Below are 19,307 nucleotides of genomic sequence, written 5' to 3' on the forward strand. Positions count from 1 at the left end.
TTTCCTAGATCTCACTAATCTCCTGAATCTTGATCTAGTATGAGAGAAACTCTTGCTTATGCGATCTTTCTCCTCCCCGTCGACGTCGTTCTCCCGGATTCCTTTGCTCCTTGCGCTGTGGGCATGCAGTGCTCTGGGCCAGACTGCTTCCCTCACCGGGCGGGTCACTGACCACTCCGGTGCAATTATTACGGATGCCTCTGTCGCCGTGCGCAATGAGGGCACTTCGATTGAGAGCCGAGTGGCCACCAACGGCGAAGGCTTCTTTCTTTTGCCGCAGTTGGTTCCTGGGTCCTACCGGTTGACAGTGGAGAAGAGCGGATTTAAAGCGATTGTACAGAAGAATCTGCAATTGTCGGTCGGTCAGTCCGCCCGAGTCGATTTCATTCTGGAGATCGGACAGGTCGCCGATTCCGTTGAGGTGAGTTCCAGTGCTCTGCTGCTCGATTCAGAAACGGCTTCCCTGGGCGCTGTTATTGGCAGCCGGCAGGTTCGCGATCTGCCGCTCCTCGGCCGCAATAGTTATGCTCTTGCCATGCTGGTCCCTGGCGTTCGTCCCTCGAGCGGCGTGAATAATCTGGTGGTCGATCAGATCTCGACCGCTTCTTATTCGATTAACGGGCAGCGCGCTACCGCGAATGAATTTCTTCTCGACGGTGCGCCGAATTCCGCTGCGGCGCAGAATCAGCCGGTGATCAACGCAAACCCCGACATGGTGCAGGAGTTCAAAGTCGAAACGAATTCTTTCTCGGCGGAATACGGCCGTGCTGCCGGTGGCGTCTTCAACGTCGTGACCCGTTCCGGCTCAAATGACCTCCACTTCACCGCCTATGAATTCTTCCGCAACGACAAGTTGAACGCCAACGACTGGTTTGCCAACCGCAATGGCCTCAGCCGCCCTCCCTTCAAGTTCAACCAGTTTGGGGGCACGGTGGGGGCTCCGGTGGTGATTCCAAAACTGTACAACGGCAAGGACAAGACCTTCTTTTTCTTCAACACCGAGATCGTCCGCTTCATCCAGGGTGTGACCTACACGGCAGCACTACCCGACACGCGCCAGCTCACCGGTGACTTCTCGAATCTGCGCCAGAGCAACGGCGCCCTGGTAACCATCTACGATCCGGCCACCACGGTTCAGAACGGTTCGAGCTTCAGCCGCTCCCCCTTCCCCAACAACATCATTCCGGCGGACCGCATCAATCCCGTTGCGCGCAATATTGCGAAGCTCTTCCCAGCTCCGACCGTTGCCGGGGCGAACTATGGCGCCATCAACTACACCCGCAATGCTGGCAACATCGTGAATAAGGACTCGTTCTCGACGCGTCTCGATCACAACTTCTCGGCCGCCAACCGCCTGTTTGGCCGCTATTCCTACGACAACACGCCGTTCAATCGCGCCCCCTTATACGGCAACGAATACACGAACATCACTCCGACAGCCGGTCCGCAGAAGTTCTCTCGTTGGAACGCGGTCATCGAAGATACGCACATCATCTCTCCGTCGGCGATCTTCATGGCTCGCTTCTCTACCACTCGTTTGATCAATCTTCGACGTCCCTATTCGGACAATTTCAATATCGAGTCGTTGGGCCTGCCATCGAGTCTGCGCCAGGGGATGGTGGATCCCATTTCGATGCCTGCGATTACGATCAATGGTCTGTCCGCTGCCAGTTCGGTTCCGAATCTGATTGTCGGTGGCTTGATCGGCGCGACAGATTCGATCAACTTTGGCAATACGCAGCACACTCTGCAATCGAGCCTGACCAAAACTTTCACGCGGCATACGGTGAAGGTGGGCGGCGAGTTCCGCGTCGTGCAGTTCAACAATCTGCAGGTTGCCGACAATGCGACGAATTTTTCCTTCGCACCTGGCTTTACGCAAGGACCGAATCCTTCCTCTCCCACGGCGAACACGGGTCTTGGCCTGGCGACCTTCCTTCTGGGAATCCCTGGCGGTGGCGTGAATCCTGCTCCGGCGCTCGCGCAGACCAACAAGTATTTTGCCGGTTTCGTGCAGGACACCTGGAAGCTGACCAATACGATCACGCTGAATCTTGGCATCCGTTACGACTACGAAACCCCGCGTACCGATCGCTACAACCAACTGACCAACTTCGACTACAACATGAGCTCGCCCCTGCAGATCGCCGGGCTGAACCTGCGCGGTGGCCTCACCTTCCCGGGAGTCAATGGCGCATCGCGCTACAACGCCCGTCCCGATCGGAACAACTTTGCCCCGCGCGCCGGGCTGTCCTGGCAAGTGCGTCCTAAGACGGTCGTCCGCGCCGGTGCTGGCATTTTCTATGCTGGGCTCACTGGTCTCGGTGCTGGCGCCGGCCCTTTTGGCATCTCTGGCTTCCAGTCCCCGACTTCGATCGTGAACAGTCTTGACGGCGTCAATCCGATCGTGACTCTCAGCAACCCCTATCCGAATGGCTTCAACCAGATCACCGGGAATCGTTTGGGCGCCTCGACCTTGCTCGGCCAGTCCATTCAGTTCTTTGACTATGGCAACTATGCTCCTTATTCCGCGCAGTGGAACTTCTCGATTCAAAACGAGTTGCCGGGCCAGGTTCTTCTCGAATTGGGCTACGCGGGCAGCCGCGGCGTTGGTCTGTTTGAGAATCGCCAGTGGAACCAACTCGATCCGCAATACCTGAGCCAAGGCGACGCGCTGCGGACGCAAGTGCCCAATCCATTCCTGGGCAAGATTGCTGTCGGTAGCCTCGCCAGCGCCACGGTGTCTCGTGCACAGTTGCTGCGTCCTTATGCACAATATGACGGCGTTGCCTCGCAGAACGCCTCCTGGGCGAATTCCAGCTACCACTCGCTTCAGGTCCGTGCTGAGAAGCGCTACCAGAGCGGTCTGAATCTGACGATGGCGTACACGTACTCGAAGATGATGGATTACGGGATCGGGGCTTTCGGAGGGGAAAGCCTCGGCAGCAGCAGTGTCCAGAACTGGTACGATCTGCGCTCGGAATGGAGCCCATCCATCCTCGATCAAACCCATCGTGTGATCCTCAACGGCGTCTATGAAGTGCCGTGGTTCCGCACGGCCCAAGGCTTCAAAGGCAAGACGCTGGGCGGGTGGCAGTTGGGTGGCATCTGGTCTGCTTACTCGGGTGGTCCGCTCGGCGTGACCTCGAACGTAAACAACACCTTCTCGCAGGGCGGTGGACAGCGTCCCAACTGGAATGGGGTCAATGCTTGCGTCGACAACCCGACCGTGAGCCGTTGGCTCGATGCGAGTGTCTATTCGACGCCCGCCTCCTATACCTTCGGCAATGCCAGTCGCACCTCGAACGGCTGCCGCAGCGATAAGACCTCTCAAATCGATCTGACACTGACCAAGAACACGCGGATTCGCGAAAAGCTGAATTTACAGTTCCGCACGGAGGTTTTCAATCTCACCAACACGGTTCGCTTCTCGCCTCCGAATCAGAGCTTTGGCAACGCGCAGTTTGGACAGGTGACTTCACAGAATAATCTGCCACGAGTTGTGCAGTTCGGCCTGAAACTGATCTATTAGAGCTGGAAGGAAGATCTCTGATGAACCGTCGTGATTTCTTGGGAGCAAGCGCAGCCGGTGGTGCTGCGTTTGCCCAACAGGCCCCGCAGGTGCGCCGTACGCCAGAGGCCGTATCGAATGAAAAGCCAAACATCATCTGGGTCTTTGGCGACCAGCACCGGGCGCAAGCCTTAAGCTGTGCGGGGGACCCGAATGCACGAACCCCCAACATCGATAACTTGGCAGAACTCGGTGTCACCTTCACCAACGCAGTGGCAGGCTATCCGCTGTGCTGCCCCTTCCGTGGTTCTTTGCTGTCGGGTGTGTACCCGCACAAGGCTGTTCCAGGACACGAATACGCGATGCCCGACGGCCAGAAAACCGTCGCCCATGCCTTCAACGATGCTGGTTATCGCACGGCTTATTTCGGTAAGTGGCACGTCGGGGGTTGGCACGAGCGCGACGGCCGCGCGGCGATGTTCATCACCGATCCGGCAAAGCGTGGCGGCTTTGAAACCTGGTCCGGCTACGAGAACAACAACTCGCAGTGGGATTCCTGGGTGCACGGCGGGCAAGGCAAGGACGCCTTCCATTACCGCCTCCCTGGCTTTGAGACCGACGCGCTCTCCGATCTGATGATCCAGTACATCAAGGAGCGTGGGCAGGAACAGAAGCAGGCGCGCGCAAAGGGCGGCACGGCGAAGCCCTTCTTTGCCGCGTTGTCGGTGCAACCGCCGCACGATCCCTATGTCGCGCCGGAAGAGTTCCTCACGCGCTACAATCCCCGCCAGCTTCACATGCGGGACAACGTGCCGAACATTCCGCGTGTGCAGGAAAAAGCACGGCGCGAAGCGGCCGGCTATTACGCGATGATCGAAAACCTCGATCACAACTTCGGCCGCATCCGGAAGGCGCTCGAGGAGTCCGGGCTCGGCTTCAACACGCACATTGTCTTCTTCTCCGATCACGGCGACATGCACGGTTCGCAGGGCATGTTCCGCAAAACAAACCCATTTGAAGAATCGATCCGCATTCCGTTCATCATCGGTGGCGAGATCCCCCGTTACGAGGGACGCAAGAACGGCCGCTTCCCGGCAGTTTTGAATCACGTCGATATCGCGCCCACCACGCTTGGTCTCTGCGGCATCAAGAAGCCCGATTGGATGCAAGGTAGCGACTTGTCGCACCATCGCTTGAATAAGCCCGCAGCAGGTCCGGAGCCCGATTCGGCCTATCTGCAATTGGTCATCCCGACAGGACATCCCGACAGCATCAACGCTGCCTATCGTGGGCTCGTGACCAAGGATGGCTGGAAGTACACCTGTTTTGAGAACCGTGGCTGGCTGATGTTCAATCTGAATGAGGACCCGCTCGAGCAGGCGAATCTCGCGCAGAACAATCTGTACCGTGCCGAGCGCAAGAAGTTGATTGCCCGCCTGAAGCAATGGGTGAACGACACCGGCGACAAGTTCGACGTACCGGCGGAGTAGCTGATAAAGGAAATGGCCCTCGCTTCTCTCAAAGAGCGAGGGCCTGATGCTGGTTGCTTCGAGAGTCAGTGGCCTCCCCAGGCCCTACTTGACCCTTGCTGTTTTGGGAGCGACCAACGCGGGCTTCTGGCTGTCCTACGGGATCTATCAGCTGAGGCTACATTGGGCGCCCAGCCCGTACATAGCGGATTTCGGCGCCTACGCACTCGCAATTGTCGGCTGGTTTCTTGTCTTCCTTTTCTGCACTGTGTATGAACTCTGGGTGTTCCTCCGGGGCCTCTGGACTCCTGCAACTCGAAAAGTCTCAATCGCCGGTCTCGCCTGTGTCGCGGTTCAGATCTATTGGACTCTGGGGCTGCTGATAGCGTGGATTGAAGGAGCCTAGCCTGCGGAGGGCTGCCGCTTTCTTGTTTGCCATGGAAGAATAAAAGCGTGCAACCCCAAGCAAGCGGAAATGGCAAGTTGGTGCTGGTGACAGGAGCTTCTGGTTTTGTCGCTTCGCACTGTGTTTTGCGCTTGCTCCAGGAGGGCTACCAGGTACGAGCGACTCTGCGTTCGCTGGATCGGGAGCCTGGTCTCCGGGCCACGCTCGAGGCTGCCGGCGCGAGCCTCGATTCGCGTCTATCCTTCGTCTCCGCCAATCTCCTATCCGACACCGGCTGGCCAGAAGCTGTGGCTGGCTGCGACTACGTATTGCACGTCGCCTCGCCCTTTCCTCTTACCCCGCCAAGGCACGAAGACGATCTCATCCGTCCGGCTCGAGAAGGCACTCTCCGGGTTCTGCGGGCGGTTCACGAGGCAGGCGTCAAGCGCGTCGTGCTCACTTCTTCCTTTGCGGCGATTGGCTATGGCCATCCTCCAACGGAGCGCCCTTTTACGGAAGAGAACTGGACGAATCTCGAGGATGCTAACATCAGCGCCTACGTAAAGTCGAAGACGCTAGCCGAGAGGGCAGCGTGGGAGTTTGTCGCCCGGCAAGGCGGCGCCATGGAACTGGCGACCGTCAATCCGGTGGGTGTCTTTGGCCCGGTGCTTGGTCCCGATTACGCCACCTCCATCCAACTGGTCAAGCGCCTGCTCGATGGTGACATGCCGGGTTGTCCGCGTCTGGCATTGGGTATTGTCGATGTGCGCGATGTTGCAGACTTGCACCTGCGCGCGATGACGCATCCCGACGCGAGTGGCGAACGCTTCTTAGCCGTGGCGGGCGATTGCATGACGATGCAGGAAGTCGCTCTGTTGCTCAAAGCCCGCATGGGCGAAGCCGGCCGGCGCGTCACCACCCGAGTGCTACCCGACTGGCTGGTGCGTCTGGTAGCCCGCTTCAGTGCTTCGGTGGCGCAGATCGCCCCAGAGCTGGGGAAGGTCAAACGAGCCAGCAACGAGAAGGCGAAGCGTGTTCTCGGTTGGTCTCCGCGCTCGAATGAAGAGGCCGTAATTGCGACGGCCGAAAGCTTAGTGCGCCTCGGCTTGCTGAAGAGCACTTAGCGCCGGTCGGCGTGCGCAGACAAACGATCGCCGGCCCATTGCAGACCCTGCACCAAGGCGACAAGGACCAGCACTGTACTCAGCATGACGTCGGGCCGAAAGCGCTGGTAGCCATAGCGAATCGCCAGATCGCCCAGTCCTCCGCCACCCACGGCTCCGGCCATCGCCGAGTAGTTGATCAAGGTCACGGCGAGTAAGGTCGCCGCACGAATCAGACTCGGCAACGCTTCGGGCAAATACACCTTCGTGACAATCTGCCAGGGCCGCGCCCCCATCACCTCGACAGCCTGACGAACCCCAGGATCGATTTCCAGCAGTGCCGCCTCCACCAGCCGCGCGCCATAAGGAATCGCACCAAAGACCAGCGGCACAATCGCCGCTGCGGTCCCGATGGAGGTTCCCACCAGCCATCGCGTCACCGGCACCAGCGCCACCATCAGGATGATGAACGGAACACTCCGTCCAAAGTTGATAATCCCGCCAAGGAGGTTCCGTAATAGCGGCTGTGGCAACAAGCCTCCCGGTGCCGACAGCACCAGCAGCACTCCCAGCAGCAATCCACCGAGGCCGGCAAGTGGCAGCGCAACCGCCACTATGACAAGCGTTTCCAGCGTCGCCTTCGACAGGAGCGGCAATAGCGACTCGCTCATCGCAGCCCCTGCGTCAGGCGGCGGCCTGCAGCACTCTGCGGATGGGCAAGCACTTCGGCGACACTGCCTTCTTCGGCAAGACGCCCCCGCTCAAGCACCGCGACGCGATCGCAGATCGCGCGCACGGCTTCCAGTTCGTGGGTGATCAACACAATGGTCGTGCCAAAAGAGTCGCGCACCGATCGCAACAGGTTCAGTACGGAGGCGGTGGTTTCGGGGTCCAGCGCCGAGGTCGGCTCATCGGCAAGCAATACGGGTGGCTTCAAGGACAGTGCCCGCGCAATCGCGACGCGCTGGCGTTGGCCGCCCGAGAGCTGCGATGGATAGGCATCCGCCTTCTCCGTCAGTCCAAACCAATCCAGCAACTCGCTGACCCGGTCACGAATCTCAGCAACTGGCGTCCCGACAATTTCTAGCGGTAGTGCAACATTCGCACGCACGGTTCTCGACCGCAGCAAATGGAGGCTCTGGAACACAACCCCAATTCTTCGTCTCGCCTCTTCTAATGCAAGTCCCTCTAGCGCGGCAAGGTCCAGCCCATTGATCAATACGGAGCCGGCATCCGGCTTCTCCAATCGGCACAGGCAGCGCAGCAGCGTTGTCTTTCCTGCGCCACTAAATCCGATCACTCCTTCGATCCAACCACTGGCCACCGTGAGATGGATGTCCTCCAAGGCGGTTACTTCTCCCTGAGCGTAATGCTTTGATACGCCCCGCAACTCGAGCAATGCCACCCGCGCTCCTTAAAATGCCGGAATCACTGCGCCTTGATAGCGCCTCTTGAGGAACGACTTCATCTCTGGACTGGTCAGCGCTTCGGCCACCAGCAGAATGCGTGGGTCCTTTTCTTTGCCTTTGCGGCAAGCGAGGATGTTCGCGTAGCGCGACAAATCCTTCTCGTAATAAACCGCATCGCGCAGCGGATGCAGCCCGGAGTCGAGCGCATAGTTCGCATTAATCACCGCGGCATCGACATCCGGCAGCACACGGGGAAGCTGGGCAGCTTCGAGTGGTCGCAACAACAGCCCGCGCTCGTTCGTCTGGATGTCTTCTTCCGTCGGGGAACGATCCGTGGCGCTGGGCTTGAGGGCAATCAGCTTCGCCTCAGCCAGCAGAATGAGGCCGCGTCCCAAATTGACAGGATCGTTCGGCAAGGCGATTGAGGCGCCCTGCTTTAACTCGCCCAAGGCTTTGATCGACTTCGAATAGATGCCCATCGGCGGCGAATAGACCGGCTTCACTGAGACAAAGTCTGTGCCGCGATCCTGATTGAACTGCTTCAGGAACGGCAGATTCTGATACAGGTTCGCATCGATGTCTCCGCTGGCTAGCGCAAGGTTCGGCTGAATGTAATCCGTAAACGAAACGATCTCGATTGCGACGCCTTTCTGCTCGAGCACTTGCTTCACCTCCGCCATCACTTCCCCAGCTGGAACAGGCGTGACGCCCACGCGCAGGCTCGCCGACTTCTTCGCGCAAGAGGCAAAGGCCAGCGCGGCCAGCACGCTACGCCGCGTCAAGAGGCAACTCCCACAGGCCGGATCACGGTCTCGCCAAAGCGTTCCATCTCTTCATACTGAGGACTGAACTGAAGCAGTAACAGATCGACACCGGCGCGGGCAAACTCTCCCACTTGATCCTGCACCTGCGCGGGCGTACCGACTAAGCCGCTCCGCAGCCCACGATTCGAAACCGAGTACTCTTCAATCGACATCCGCTGTTCAAGCTGTGTGCCGTTCAGCCATTGCTGGTAGTTCGCATACCCGGCGGCATTCTGCTTCACATCGACAATGCGAGCCAGTTCCTTCTGCGCCTCCGCCTCGGTCTCGCGCACAATCGCATAGCCAGACACGCCAAACTGCATTGGCGGCTTGCCAAATCGATCACGCCGCTCCGACAGATCCTTTACCTTGGCAGCGACATGGGCAGGCGAGTCGCCATGCATCACATAGGCATCGCACTTTTCAGCAATCAGATTCTTGGCCGCCTCTGATTCGCCACCGGCATAGATCACCGGACGAGGCTGCCGCACCGGCTTTGGTTGCAGCACGGTGTTCTTGATGCGATGGTACTTGCCCTCGATCGTTACATGGTCTTCGCGCCAAAGGCGGTCGACAATTTCAAGCCACTCCGCCGTCCGGGCATAGCGGTCATCGTGCTTCTCAAACGCAACGCCATACATGCGCGCTTCTTGCTCCCACCAACTGGAGACTACGTTCAGCGCAAGGCGGCCATTGCTGATGCGATCGATGTTTGCCGCCTGCTTTGCGAACAGGGCAGGGGAGTGGAAGGTGGGCCGGACGGCAACCATCAACTCCAACTTTTCGGTGACGGCAGCCAGCGCTGCCGAGGTCGACCACGCATCGAGTGACGGGCCATTGACGCCCTTGATGTCATTCAGATTCAATTCGGCAATCAGGCTCAGATCAAAGCCAATCTCTTCGCTGCGTTGGGCCAGGCGTTTGGTGTAGTTCCAACTCGCCTCCATGCCTTCGTCCTCGACATTGCGCAGCCAGCCCCCAAAGACCGGCATCCAGTAGCCGTAGCGCATTGCTTGCTTAGCCACGCTCCACCTCCGCGAGCAAATAGTCCGCCAGCTTGACGAAGGGGTCAAAGCCGATCACACGCGGCGCATCGGCGACAAAGTTCGATAGCGCATTCACGTCGTAGTAGTAGATCTCTCCGTCGCGATCATCCACCATGTATTCGATGCCACCGACATCGATGCCAGTGGCGGCCACGATGCGTTCAATCGCCGCAATCACCTCCGGCGGCGGCTGGTAGGCCTCCACCTTGAGTCCCGCCTTTGCGCCTTCAATGACGCAGGCATTGTCCAGCGTCTCGCCTTGCGCGGTCTGGCAAATGTCGGCGGGGCAAAGGTCAAAAGTTTCGCCGCTCAGGTACACGTTGATCGCATAGAGAAACTTGCCGTTCAAGGTCTCCACGCGAGTGATATGGCCGCCGCGAGCCGGTACAAACTCCTGCAGCAACCCGACATGGTCCAAGCCCAGATCAATACGCCCTGCCGCGACTGCCGCGGCCAGTTCTTCGCGCGAGTTGTAGCGCACCACACCGGCGCCGCTGCCGCCAATATTCGGTTTGATGACGACAGGAAAGCGCAAACCTTCTACGGCCGCGAGGGCGCTCTGCGGGTTGTGCAGCACGCGCGACTTCGGTGCACGCAGTCCCAGCTTCTGGAGCAGCGACAACTGCAGCGCCTTGGAGATCTCAAACTGAAACGCCTTGCTTCCGTTGATCACGCGAATGCCGGAGAGTTCGAGGTCGCCCAGGAAGGACGTCGTATGAAAGATCTCGCTGCCTGTTCCACGGCGATAGGCCGAAGGACTCATGCGGTTGAAAACAACCTTCCATCCCGTCGCATTCTCTCCCGGCCGGTAAAAATGATCGCCTGCATGGATCTTGTCATAGGCCACACTGCGGCTCTCCAGTTCGGCGAAAAGCTTCTCAAACCAAGCGGGGTGCTCATAGAAGATGGCGAGCGGTGCAGACATGCAATTCCTTTCAACTCACTGATAATGGGCGAGTTGTTTATTATTCTAGTATCTCTATCAAAATAGCATAGATTGACTTTGGCGCGTTAGAATAGGCGTATGATCTCAACAGAGCTGAGCTCTGGCGTTCCGACCCGCCGCGCTCTTTACACCAGCGAAAAGACTAGTCGATTCACTGAGTCGGTAATTCGCGAGATGTCGCGGCAGGCCCTCAAGTTTGGCGCCGTCAACCTGGCCCAAGGCTTTCCCGACTTTCCAGCTCCAGAAGAAATCAAAGCGGCTGCGCGTAACGCCATTGACGCCGACATCAACCAGTACGCCATCACCTGGGGCGCCAAGCTGCTGCGCGACGCGATTGCCAATCGCTATAAGAAGGCTTACGCCTTCCCGGTCGATCCCGAGCGCGAAATCACAGTCGTCTGTGGCGCCACCGAAGGCATGATGGCCTCGCTGATGGCGATTCTCAATCCCGGCGACGAAGTGATCATCTTCGAACCCTTCTACGAGAACTACGGTCCGGACATCCATCTGAGCGGTGGCGCTAAGCGGACCGTAAAGCTGCAAGGGCCGGATTGGAGCTTCGATCGCGAAGAACTGCGCCGCGCTTTCTCAGGCAAGACGAAGGCGATCGTCATCAACAGCCCGAACAATCCATCGGGCAAAGTCTTCACCCGTGAGGAACTGACCTCCATCGCGGAGCTTTGCCAGGAATTCGATGTCATTGCGATCACCGACGAGATCTACGAATACATCACCTACGACGGCGCGGTGCACATCCCGATTGCAACTCTTCCGGGAATGCGTGATCGCTCCATTCTGATCAACAGCATGAGCAAAACTTTCTCGGTGACGGGTTGGCGCGTAGGCTGGGTGATTGCGCCGCCGCATCTGACCGATTCCATTCGCAAGGTGCATGACTTCCTCACCGTGGGGGCTGCCGCGCCGCTGCAAGCCGCCTCGGCCATCGCACTCGGGGCAAGCGAAGATTACTATGTCTATCTTTCGAGCAGCTATACGGAACGGCGTGCGCGGCTGCTCGGCTATCTGAACGCAGCCGGCTTCCGCACCTACCAGCCCGCCGGCGCGTATTACATCATGACCGACATCAGCGGCTTTGGCTTCCGGGACGATCTCGCTTTCGCCAAGCACCTGCTGGAGAATGTGGGAGTCATCGGGGTTCCCGGTTCGAGTTTTTACAGTGAAGGTGGAGGGTCCCAGCAGATGCGCTTCTGTTTCTGCAAGCGATTCGAGACCCTCGATGGAGCAGGAGAGAAACTCGCTAAACTGCGTTAGCGGCTGGCCGCCGAGAGACTGCGGATCTGCTTCACTGCCAGATCCACCTTCAGATCGAGAAAGCGCTTGCCCAGTTCCGGAGTGGATCGCCGTGCGTCGCCGCTGATTCCATTCCGGACCCGCTTCTCGTTCGCATTCGGCGCTTCCCCAGGCTTCCTCGGGGCATCGCCCAGGGCCGTTGCGATCAACTCTTTGCGCACCCAACCGGAATCGCCGCCAATGTAGAGCATCTCTGAGGTGTCTGGAATACTCGCGTGAGTGCCGGGCGGGTAGCCATTCTTGTCGAGCCATTCGAAGAACTCGTTGTTCGCCTTGTTGTACACGTCATCGCAATAGAGAACCCGGGTCCCTTCTTCCTGGTACTTTGCAGTGAGCTTCTCGGCGATGGTCTTAAGTTCCTTCTGTCCGCCGCCATGATCGCCCATCAGAACAACAGTCTTGAAGCCGTTCTTGATCAACTGCTCCGTGACTTCTTCATTGAGCGAGGCAAATAGCGCGGTGCTGAGACCGATGGTGCCCGGTAGATTTGGATCGGCGCGGTTCGGCGAAAACGGAATCGTGGGAGCAACCAGGGCATTGCCCAACTTCTTGGCAATCTCGATTGCCGTATAGCGGGCGATCAAATTATGTCCGCCGGTCACATTCTGCGGGCCTCTTTGCTCGATGCCGCCGTTGAAGACTAGCACGGTCGTCTTGCCCTTTTGGAGCGCGTCCTTGATCTCCACCCAGGTCATCCGCTCCGTCTCGAGCAATTGGGCAGAAACAGTGGGGCTGAGTAGTAGGGCGGCAAGACAAAATTGGATTATTTTGTGCCGGAAGGTTTCATTCATTTGATGATTGTCCTATACTCGATCAAAGATGTCGAGTATGCTTTGCAGGGTCTTCCTAGTTCTTCTGTTTGTCTGTGTGGCTCCTGCCGCCCCGAACCAAACGAACCCAATCTGGAAGCTGTCGATGCGCCAGAACTGTGTCGGCTGCCACAATGATCGTCTCCATTCGGGAGGCGTCAATCTGGCGAAGTTCCTGACCCAGGCCCCCTCGGCGAACCGCGAACTGGCGGAGAAGGTACTGCGCCAGGTAGAGCTCGGGCTGATGCCGCCGACCCAGAACTATGCAAAAAAGGCAAATATTATCAATGGCTTGCGCGCATCGCTCGATTCAGCTCCTCTGAGCGCGGGCGCCCCGCCGCTCCATCGCTTAAATCGAAGCCAATATGCGAACTCAATCCGCGATCTGCTCGGTCTCGAAATCGACGTTTCGGCGATGTTGCCTCCCGACGACCTCACTCGCGGCTTCGACAACCTCGCCGACGGTTTGACCATCTCGCCCACGCTGGTGGAAGCTCTGGTGCGGGCAGCGGGCAAGATCAGCCGCGCGGCGCTAGGCGACACCAGCACCGGACGGCAGCAGTCAACTTATTCGATTCCCCGTGTGATCTCGCAAACGCGCCACGTCGAAGGAACTCCCTTTGGCACCCGGGGTGGCACCGCCGTCGAGCACTTGTTCCAGGTGGATGGGGACTATGTCTTCAAGCTCCATTTCTACTTCCACCAGATGGGGACAACGCTGTTTGGCCGCACGCTGGGGAAGGGCCAGAAGATTGAAGTTTCGATCGACGGCAAGCGGCACGCGCTGCTCGATATCGATCCGGCCATGAAGCAGTTTGATGAACTGAAAACGCCGCCCCTCTGGGTGAGCGCTGGCCCGCACCGGATCGCCGCCGCCTTCCTGAAAGATTTTGACGGTGCGGTAGAAGATCTGATCAGCCCGGTGGAGCAGGCGCTCGTCGATGTGAACGTCGCGAACATTCCGGGTATCACCGCGCTGCCTCATCTGCACGATCTGATCATCGACGGCCCGCTAAAGGCCGGAGGCGTTTCGGAGACTCCCGCTCGGCAGCGGATTCTCAGTTGCCGTCCCGAGAACGAAAGTGCAGAACTCGGCTGTGCGAAGCAGATCCTGAAGCAACTGGCCGTAAAGGCCTACCGCCGCCCGATCGGAGAAGGCGACGTAGACCGGCTGCTGAGCCAATTCCAGGCCGGACGGAACAATGGCGGCTTTGAAGCCGGCATCCAGGCTGGCTTGCAGGCCATCCTGTCCAATCCCGAGTTCCTGATTCGTTTTGAGAAGGGAGGGCTGCCCGGCAGGAACTACCGAATCTCCGATCTGGAACTGGCCACTCGCCTGTCCTACTTCCTGTGGAGCAGCACTCCGGACGAAGAGCTGATCTCGATTGCCAGTCGTGGTCTGTTGCATGAACCGAAGCGCCTTGAGGCGCAGGTACGGCGGATGCTCGCCGACCCGCGCGCAGACACTCTCTCGACAAACTTCGCGAGCCAGTGGCTGACGCTGCAGAACCTGACGCACGCCCTGCCTGATCCCTTGCTGTTTCCAAACTTCGATCGCAACGTCGCGCAATCGATGCGCCGCGAAACCGAGCTGCTCTTCGACAGCATTGTGCGCGAGGATCGCAACCTCCTCGATCTGCTGAACGCGGACTACACGCACGTCGACGAGCGTCTGGCCAAGCACTACGGGATTCCGAATATTCTCGGCAACCGCTTCCGCCGTGTTCCGGTGACGGAAGACGCGCGGCGCGGGCTGCTGGGCCATGGCAGCATTTTGACTTTGACCTCGGTTGCCAATCGCACCTCGCCGGTGCTGCGCGGCAAGTGGGTGCTCGAGACGATTCTGGGCACGCCCCCGCCTCCGCCGCCGCCAAACATTCCAGCGCTGAAGGAAGTGGTGGAGAACGTCCGCCGCCAATCGGTGCGAGAGCGGCTGGAGGAGCATCGCGCCAATCCCGCTTGTGCGTCCTGCCATCGGCTGATGGATCCGATTGGTTTTGCTCTCGACAACTACGATGCGGTTGGGCTTTGGCGGCAGAAGGATCTGGGCTTTCCGCTCGACACGAAATCAAAGTTCTTCGATGGCACGCCGGTGGATGGTCCGGTCAGCTTACGCGCAGCGATCCTGCGCCACAGCGACGTCTTTCTCGAGAACTTTGCAGAACGCCTTCTGTCCTATGGAAGCGGGCGGGTGCTGACGCCCAAGGACATGCCTGTGGTGCGCGCCATTGCTCGCGACGCCGCGCTGGCGGGCAATCGCTTCTCGGCCTTCGTCATGGCAACTGTGACGAGCGTGCCCTTCCAGATGCGCCGCGACGAAACAAACCCTAAAGGAGATTGAGCTTGTATCTGACTCGTAAACATTTATCCCGGCGACTGGCCTTACGCGGCATGGGGGCCGCTCTCGGTCTTCCGCTTCTCGATTCCATGCTGCCCGCGCAGACGCCGCTTGCCAATACTGCCGCGAATGTCCGCCCACGCCTGGCCTGCATCGAGATGGTGCATGGAGCAGCTGGCAGTACGCTGGACGGATCGAACAAGCATTACTGGTCGCCGAGTCAGACCGGCCGGAATTTTGAGTTCACGCAGACACTCAGCCCGCTCGAAGCCTTTCGCGATCATCTGACGATCATCAGCCATACCGATCTGAACCCGGCCTCTGCCTTGGAGGCGGCCGAAGAGGGCGCCGATCACTTTCGCTCGAGTGCCGTCTATCTGTCGGCTGCGCATCCGAAGCAGACCGAAGGTTCTGACATCCGCGCGGGCATCACGATCGATCAAATCTACGCAAAGGCGTTCGGGCAAGATACGCCGCTGCCTTCAATCCAGCTCTGTATCGAGAACGTCGATGCAACCGGGGCCTGTGCTTATGGCTACGCCTGCGTTTACGCGGACACGATCAGTTGGAGTTCACCGACGCAACCCTTGCCGATGACCCTTGACCCGCGCGCTGCCTTTGAGCGTCTTTTCGGTGATGGGGCGGAAGCTTCAGAGCGGATGCGCCGGCGGCGTCTCGAGCGCAGCATTCTCGATGGCGTGATGACCGACGTGGCCCGGTTGAAGAAGCAGTTGAGCGCCTCCGATCGCCAGCGTCTTGGTTCCTATCTTGACGACGTACGTGAGGTGGAGCGCCGTATCCAGCGCATTGAGAAGTTCAATGCGAGCGGCGAGAAACGGGCGATCCCGTCTGCTCCGGTAGGCGTTCCCGATTCCTATGAAGAGCACGTCAAGCTGATGTTCGATCTGCAAGTGCTTGCCTTCTCCACCGAGATCACGCGTGTCTCCTCTTTCAAGATGAGCCGCGATGTGAGCCAGCGCGTGTTCCCGGAAAGTGGTGTCAAAGTGCCCTTCCATTCGGCATCGCATCACAACGAAAGCCCTGCCCGCATTGTCGATTTTGCAAAGATCAACCGTTACCACGTCAGCTTGCTGCCTTACTTCTTCGACAAGTTGAAGAACACGCCGGATGGCGACGGCAGCCTGCTGGACCACAGCCTGGTGCTGTACGGCAGCCCGATGGGCGACTCGCATGTGCACAATCACAAACGCGTACCGATGCTGCTGGCCGGCCACGCGAAGGGGCAAGTGAAGGGCGGCCAACACATCCTTGCCAAGGACGAGACGCCGATGGCGAATATCCTGCTGACCATCTTGCAGAAGGTTGGCGTAGATCAGAAATCGATCGGAGACAGCAATGGCGTTTTCGACATCTAGAAAGTTTCTCGCCTCGCTTTTGCTGGCGGCCTGCTCCTCCTTGGCTGGCGACGCAACGTCGAAGGCGGCGATTGAGAAGTTACTGAACGAGGGAGCTGATGTGAATCAGGTCCAGGGCGACGGCATGACGCCCTTGCATTGGGCTGCCTATCTCGAAGATACGGATCTCCTGGCCCGCTTGCTGGAGAAGGGGGCGCGTTGGAATCAGGCCACGCGCAATGGCGGGCTGACGCCCATCTTCCTTGCGGCCACAAGCGGCAACGCAAAGAGTCTGGAACTGCTGCTCCAGGCGGGCGCGCCTGTCGATTCGCGGAATCTAACGGGCGCCACTCCGTTGATGTTTGCGGCTGCCTCGGGGAGTGAAGCGGCGCTCGAGGTCTTACTCAAGCAAGGCGCTGATGTGAATGCGAAGGATACGGCGCGCGGCCAGACGGCTCTCTTCTATGCCGCGGCCTTAAACCGCGGCGCCGCTGTGCGCCTGCTGCTGCGCCACGGCGCGGATGCGTCTATTACCACGCTGGTGCGCAAGCTGGAACGGCTGCGCATGGACATGGACGGCAACGTGACGCCGGTGAAGGATAATGCGGCAACTGCTGCTCCGCGAGAAGCCGAGAGGGCGCCGGCTAGAGCTGCCGACATCGCGAACTTCTCGCCCCGCGAAACCGGCACGACGACAGTCGGCGGACAGACGGCGCTGCTGATCGCGGCGCGCGATGGTCATCTCGACGTGGTGAAAGCGCTGCTCGACGGCGGCGCCAATGTGAATCAGGCCGGCGCGGCAGACAAGAGCACCCCGCTGATCACGGCGATCATCAATGGGCATCTCGATCTCGCGAAGTTTCTGCTTGACAAGGGTGCCGATCCGAAGCTGGTGAATGACGCAGGGCTTGGCCCACTCTTTGCGTTGATTGACGTCCGCTGGGCGCCGAAGGCCTGGTATCCGCAGCCCGATGTTCTGGTTGAGGAAACAGACTATCTGAGCCTCTTGCGGATCCTGCTGGCAAAAGGCGCAAACGTCAACGCGCGGCTGGAGAAGAAGCTGTGGTTCCGCGGACTCTCACAAGACCCCACCTGGGTGGACAGCAAAGGCGCTACCGCCTTCTGGCGCGCGGCCCAATCGGTTGATGTGGCGGCGATGAAAGTGTTGCTCGAACATGGCGCCGACCCCACTCTTGCCACCGCTTCCAATGCCACGCCGCTGATGGTGGCCGCAGGTATTGGCTGGATGGCAAACCATTCGACAGTGGCTCCGGACAGTTGGCTTGAGGCAGTGCAACTCTGCGTTGCTAGCGCTGGAGACAAGAAGACCGAGTATGTGCAGGCCGCCGATAGCCGTGGTTATACGGCGCTGCACGGCGCCGGCTACATCGGACACAACGAGATGGTGAATTACCTCGTAGCGCAGGGCGCGAAGGTGGATGTCAAGACGAAGACGGGCGATTCGCCCGCCGACATGGCAAATGGCCCGACGCGCTTTGGCCTGCCGCATCCGGAGACCTTAGCCCTGCTCGAAAAGCTTGGTTCGCCGAACTCTCACAACTGCCGCTCCGACCAGTGCCTGGTGGCGCCGAAGGTGGATCCACCGAAGGCCGCGCCTGCCAGGTCAGAAGCTGCGAAAGCAGAGACCAAGGGCCGCTGATGCATCTTCTCTTGGTCTGGAGACTCCTGTCGCTTGCGGTGGATGCTGGAACTTATCGTTCCAATCTGCCGCTGGATCATCCTGCGATCGACTACCGGCATCAGGCCGCGAGCAATCGTGTGGAGTCCCTTGGCGGCTCAGTTCCCCAGACCTTGGCTGCGCTTCTGTCGGCGCTCGAGATCTCTCCCGATTCGCAGACCCTGGTCTTCTCGAAAACCAGCTTTGTGGCACGGCAGGTCTCGCCGAAAACGCCCCGGGCGATCTACTTCAACGACGATACCTATCTGGCCTGGACGCAACCCGCTGCGATCGAAATTGCGACGGTGGATGCCAGGCTGGGGATGGCCTTCTATACCGTGCGTGAAGGAAAGCTGGAGCGGCAGACGCAGTGCTTGAGCTGTCATCAGACGGCCGCCACGATGGGCGTTCCAGGTGTCTTTGTTGGTTCGGTGCTGCCGAATGCGAACGGTGTTCCGGCACATGGCGAGCAATCGATCATCACCAGTCCAGACACGCCCTTTCGCGATCGCTGGGGCGGATGGTATGTGGATCGAGTGCCGGATAAGTTTGAAGATCGTTCAAACTCCTGGGCCATCGATCCGAGCGATACGACGCAGTTGACGAAGATGCTTTCGCCTGTTTATGAGGCGTCGCGTTATCTGCGGCCAGGCAGCGATCCCATCGCGCTGCTGACTCTCGAGCACCAGACCACGGCAACCAATCTGTTGACGCGCCTGGCTTGGGAAGATGCGATGGCCAACCCTGATCCTCGCACTTTGCGCGAGGTGATCGCCGTTTTGAGTTATGCAGGAGAGCGCCGCTTGCCACAGCCGCTGGCGGCTCCTTCTGCCTTTCGCGCTCAGTTTGAAATTGCTGGGCTGCGTAGTTTTGATCTACGTGAAAAGGTGTTTCGTTATCCGCTGAGTTACTTACTCGCAAGCGGGGTGTTCTTGCGTTTGCGCAGTCCGCTACGCCACGAGATCTACGAAAAGATCTCCACGAGCGAAGCCCCGGGACTGGGCGACGCTCTCGATATTTTGCAACGCACCAGCGAAGACTTTCGCTTGTGGCGTGAAAACCAGATTGAAAACGGTGTTGCCTCCACGCAAGCAGGCCGCGCCGACCGGAATCAGTAAGCACTGATTCTTCGAACCCGGCCAAT

At 59.1% G+C, this 19,307-nt stretch carries 14 protein-coding genes; 8 read left to right on the plus strand and 6 right to left on the minus strand.

Annotation, left to right across the window (positions count from 1 at the left end; genetic code table 11):
- The first annotated feature begins 58 nt into the window (after positions 1-58).
- From M017_RS0112375 to M017_RS0112390, 3 genes are all read left to right on the plus strand, one after another.
- Positions 59-3,532, plus strand: a complete 3,474-nt coding sequence (locus M017_RS0112375; RefSeq protein ID WP_080507694.1) for a TonB-dependent receptor — start codon at positions 59-61, stop codon at positions 3,530-3,532.
- A gap of 20 nt (positions 3,533-3,552) precedes the next feature.
- A complete protein-coding gene (locus M017_RS0112380) occupies positions 3,553-5,001 on the plus strand; it encodes a sulfatase family protein (RefSeq protein ID WP_031498281.1) in 1,449 nt (482 codons plus the stop codon).
- A 432-nt stretch (positions 5,002-5,433) separates the two neighbouring features.
- A complete protein-coding gene (locus M017_RS0112390) occupies positions 5,434-6,489 on the plus strand; it encodes an SDR family oxidoreductase (RefSeq protein WP_031498283.1) in 1,056 nt (351 codons plus the stop codon).
- Here M017_RS0112390 and M017_RS0112395 read toward each other — a convergent pair.
- The 5 genes from M017_RS0112395 to M017_RS0112415 are packed head-to-tail and all read right to left on the minus strand — an operon-like array spanning position 6,486 to position 10,651.
- Positions 6,486-7,139: a methionine ABC transporter permease gene (locus M017_RS0112395; RefSeq protein WP_031498284.1), complete on the minus strand. Its 654-nt coding sequence runs from the start codon at positions 7,137-7,139 to the stop codon at positions 6,486-6,488. The two genes, M017_RS0112390 and M017_RS0112395, sit on opposite strands and share 4 nt — an antisense overlap.
- Entirely contained in the window at positions 7,136-7,873 is a 738-nt protein-coding gene (locus M017_RS0112400; RefSeq protein ID WP_202901649.1) for a methionine ABC transporter ATP-binding protein, read from the minus strand. Before M017_RS0112400 ends, M017_RS0112395 begins: the two co-directional genes overlap by 4 nt.
- 9 nt (positions 7,874-7,882) lie before the next feature.
- Positions 7,883-8,659 (minus strand): MetQ/NlpA family ABC transporter substrate-binding protein, encoded by a 777-nt coding sequence (locus M017_RS0112405; RefSeq protein ID WP_031498286.1) that lies wholly within the window; start codon positions 8,657-8,659, stop codon positions 7,883-7,885.
- Positions 8,656-9,690: an LLM class flavin-dependent oxidoreductase gene (locus M017_RS0112410; RefSeq protein WP_031498287.1), complete on the minus strand. Its 1,035-nt coding sequence runs from the start codon at positions 9,688-9,690 to the stop codon at positions 8,656-8,658. Before M017_RS0112410 ends, M017_RS0112405 begins: the two co-directional genes overlap by 4 nt.
- Before the next feature lie 7 nt (positions 9,691-9,697).
- Positions 9,698-10,651 carry an ATP-grasp domain-containing protein gene (locus M017_RS0112415; protein ID WP_031498289.1) on the minus strand — a complete coding sequence of 318 codons (954 nt, stop codon included), beginning with the start codon at positions 10,649-10,651 and terminating at the stop codon, positions 9,698-9,700.
- 99 nt (positions 10,652-10,750) lie between these two features.
- On the opposite strand from M017_RS0112415, the gene M017_RS0112420 reads away from it, so the two are divergent.
- The gene (locus M017_RS0112420; RefSeq protein ID WP_031498291.1) at positions 10,751-11,944 is read left to right on the plus strand and encodes a pyridoxal phosphate-dependent aminotransferase; all 1,194 of its coding nucleotides are present in this window, start codon (positions 10,751-10,753) and stop codon (positions 11,942-11,944) included.
- On the opposite strand, the gene M017_RS0112425 is transcribed toward M017_RS0112420, so the two are convergent.
- Positions 11,941-12,774 (minus strand): creatininase family protein, encoded by an 834-nt coding sequence (locus M017_RS0112425; protein WP_080507695.1) that lies wholly within the window; start codon positions 12,772-12,774, stop codon positions 11,941-11,943. The two genes, M017_RS0112420 and M017_RS0112425, sit on opposite strands and share 4 nt — an antisense overlap.
- A 124-nt stretch (positions 12,775-12,898) precedes the next feature.
- On the opposite strand from M017_RS0112425, the gene M017_RS0112430 reads away from it, so the two are divergent.
- The 4 genes from M017_RS0112430 to M017_RS0112445 are packed head-to-tail and all read left to right on the plus strand — an operon-like array spanning position 12,899 to position 19,281.
- On the plus strand, positions 12,899-15,133 hold the full coding sequence (locus M017_RS0112430; protein ID WP_031498293.1) for a DUF1592 domain-containing protein: 2,235 nt from the start codon (positions 12,899-12,901) through the stop codon (positions 15,131-15,133).
- 2 nt (positions 15,134-15,135) lie between these two features.
- Positions 15,136-16,506, plus strand: a complete 1,371-nt coding sequence (locus M017_RS0112435) for a DUF1552 domain-containing protein (RefSeq protein ID WP_031498295.1) — start codon at positions 15,136-15,138, stop codon at positions 16,504-16,506.
- Positions 16,487-18,145 (plus strand): ankyrin repeat domain-containing protein, encoded by a 1,659-nt coding sequence (locus M017_RS0112440; RefSeq protein ID WP_080507698.1) that lies wholly within the window; start codon positions 16,487-16,489, stop codon positions 18,143-18,145. Before M017_RS0112435 ends, M017_RS0112440 begins: the two co-directional genes overlap by 20 nt.
- Positions 18,145-19,281 (plus strand): hypothetical protein, encoded by a 1,137-nt coding sequence (locus tag M017_RS0112445; RefSeq protein ID WP_051669973.1) that lies wholly within the window; start codon positions 18,145-18,147, stop codon positions 19,279-19,281. The genes M017_RS0112440 and M017_RS0112445 overlap by 1 nt, the downstream gene beginning before the upstream one ends.
- The last annotated feature ends 26 nt before the right edge of the window (positions 19,282-19,307 follow it).

It is taken from the genome of Bryobacter aggregatus MPL3, assembly GCF_000702445.1.
In the GTDB taxonomy this organism is placed as follows: domain Bacteria; phylum Acidobacteriota; class Terriglobia; order Bryobacterales; family Bryobacteraceae; genus Bryobacter; species Bryobacter aggregatus.

Excerpts from the sequence above, each read along its gene's own strand:
- M017_RS0112375 (WP_080507694.1), top strand. The coding sequence starts at position 59 with ATGCGATCTTTCTCCTCCCCGTCGACGTCGTTCTCCCGGATTCCTTTG.
- M017_RS0112380 (WP_031498281.1), top strand. The coding sequence starts at position 3,553 with ATGAACCGTCGTGATTTCTTGGGAGCAAGCGCAGCCGGTGGTGCTGCG.
- M017_RS0112395 (WP_031498284.1), bottom strand. The coding sequence starts at position 7,139 with ATGAGCGAGTCGCTATTGCCGCTCCTGTCGAAGGCGACGCTGGAAACG.
- M017_RS0112410 (WP_031498287.1), bottom strand. The coding sequence starts at position 9,690 with ATGCGCTACGGCTACTGGATGCCGGTCTTTGGGGGCTGGCTGCGCAAT.
- M017_RS0112415 (WP_031498289.1), bottom strand. The coding sequence starts at position 10,651 with ATGTCTGCACCGCTCGCCATCTTCTATGAGCACCCCGCTTGGTTTGAG.
- M017_RS0112420 (WP_031498291.1), top strand. The coding sequence starts at position 10,751 with ATGATCTCAACAGAGCTGAGCTCTGGCGTTCCGACCCGCCGCGCTCTT.
- M017_RS0112425 (WP_080507695.1), bottom strand. The coding sequence starts at position 12,774 with ATGAATGAAACCTTCCGGCACAAAATAATCCAATTTTGTCTTGCCGCC.
- M017_RS0112430 (WP_031498293.1), top strand. The coding sequence starts at position 12,899 with ATGCGCCAGAACTGTGTCGGCTGCCACAATGATCGTCTCCATTCGGGA.
- M017_RS0112440 (WP_080507698.1), top strand. The coding sequence starts at position 16,487 with ATGGCGTTTTCGACATCTAGAAAGTTTCTCGCCTCGCTTTTGCTGGCG.
- M017_RS0112445 (WP_051669973.1), top strand. The coding sequence starts at position 18,145 with ATGCATCTTCTCTTGGTCTGGAGACTCCTGTCGCTTGCGGTGGATGCT.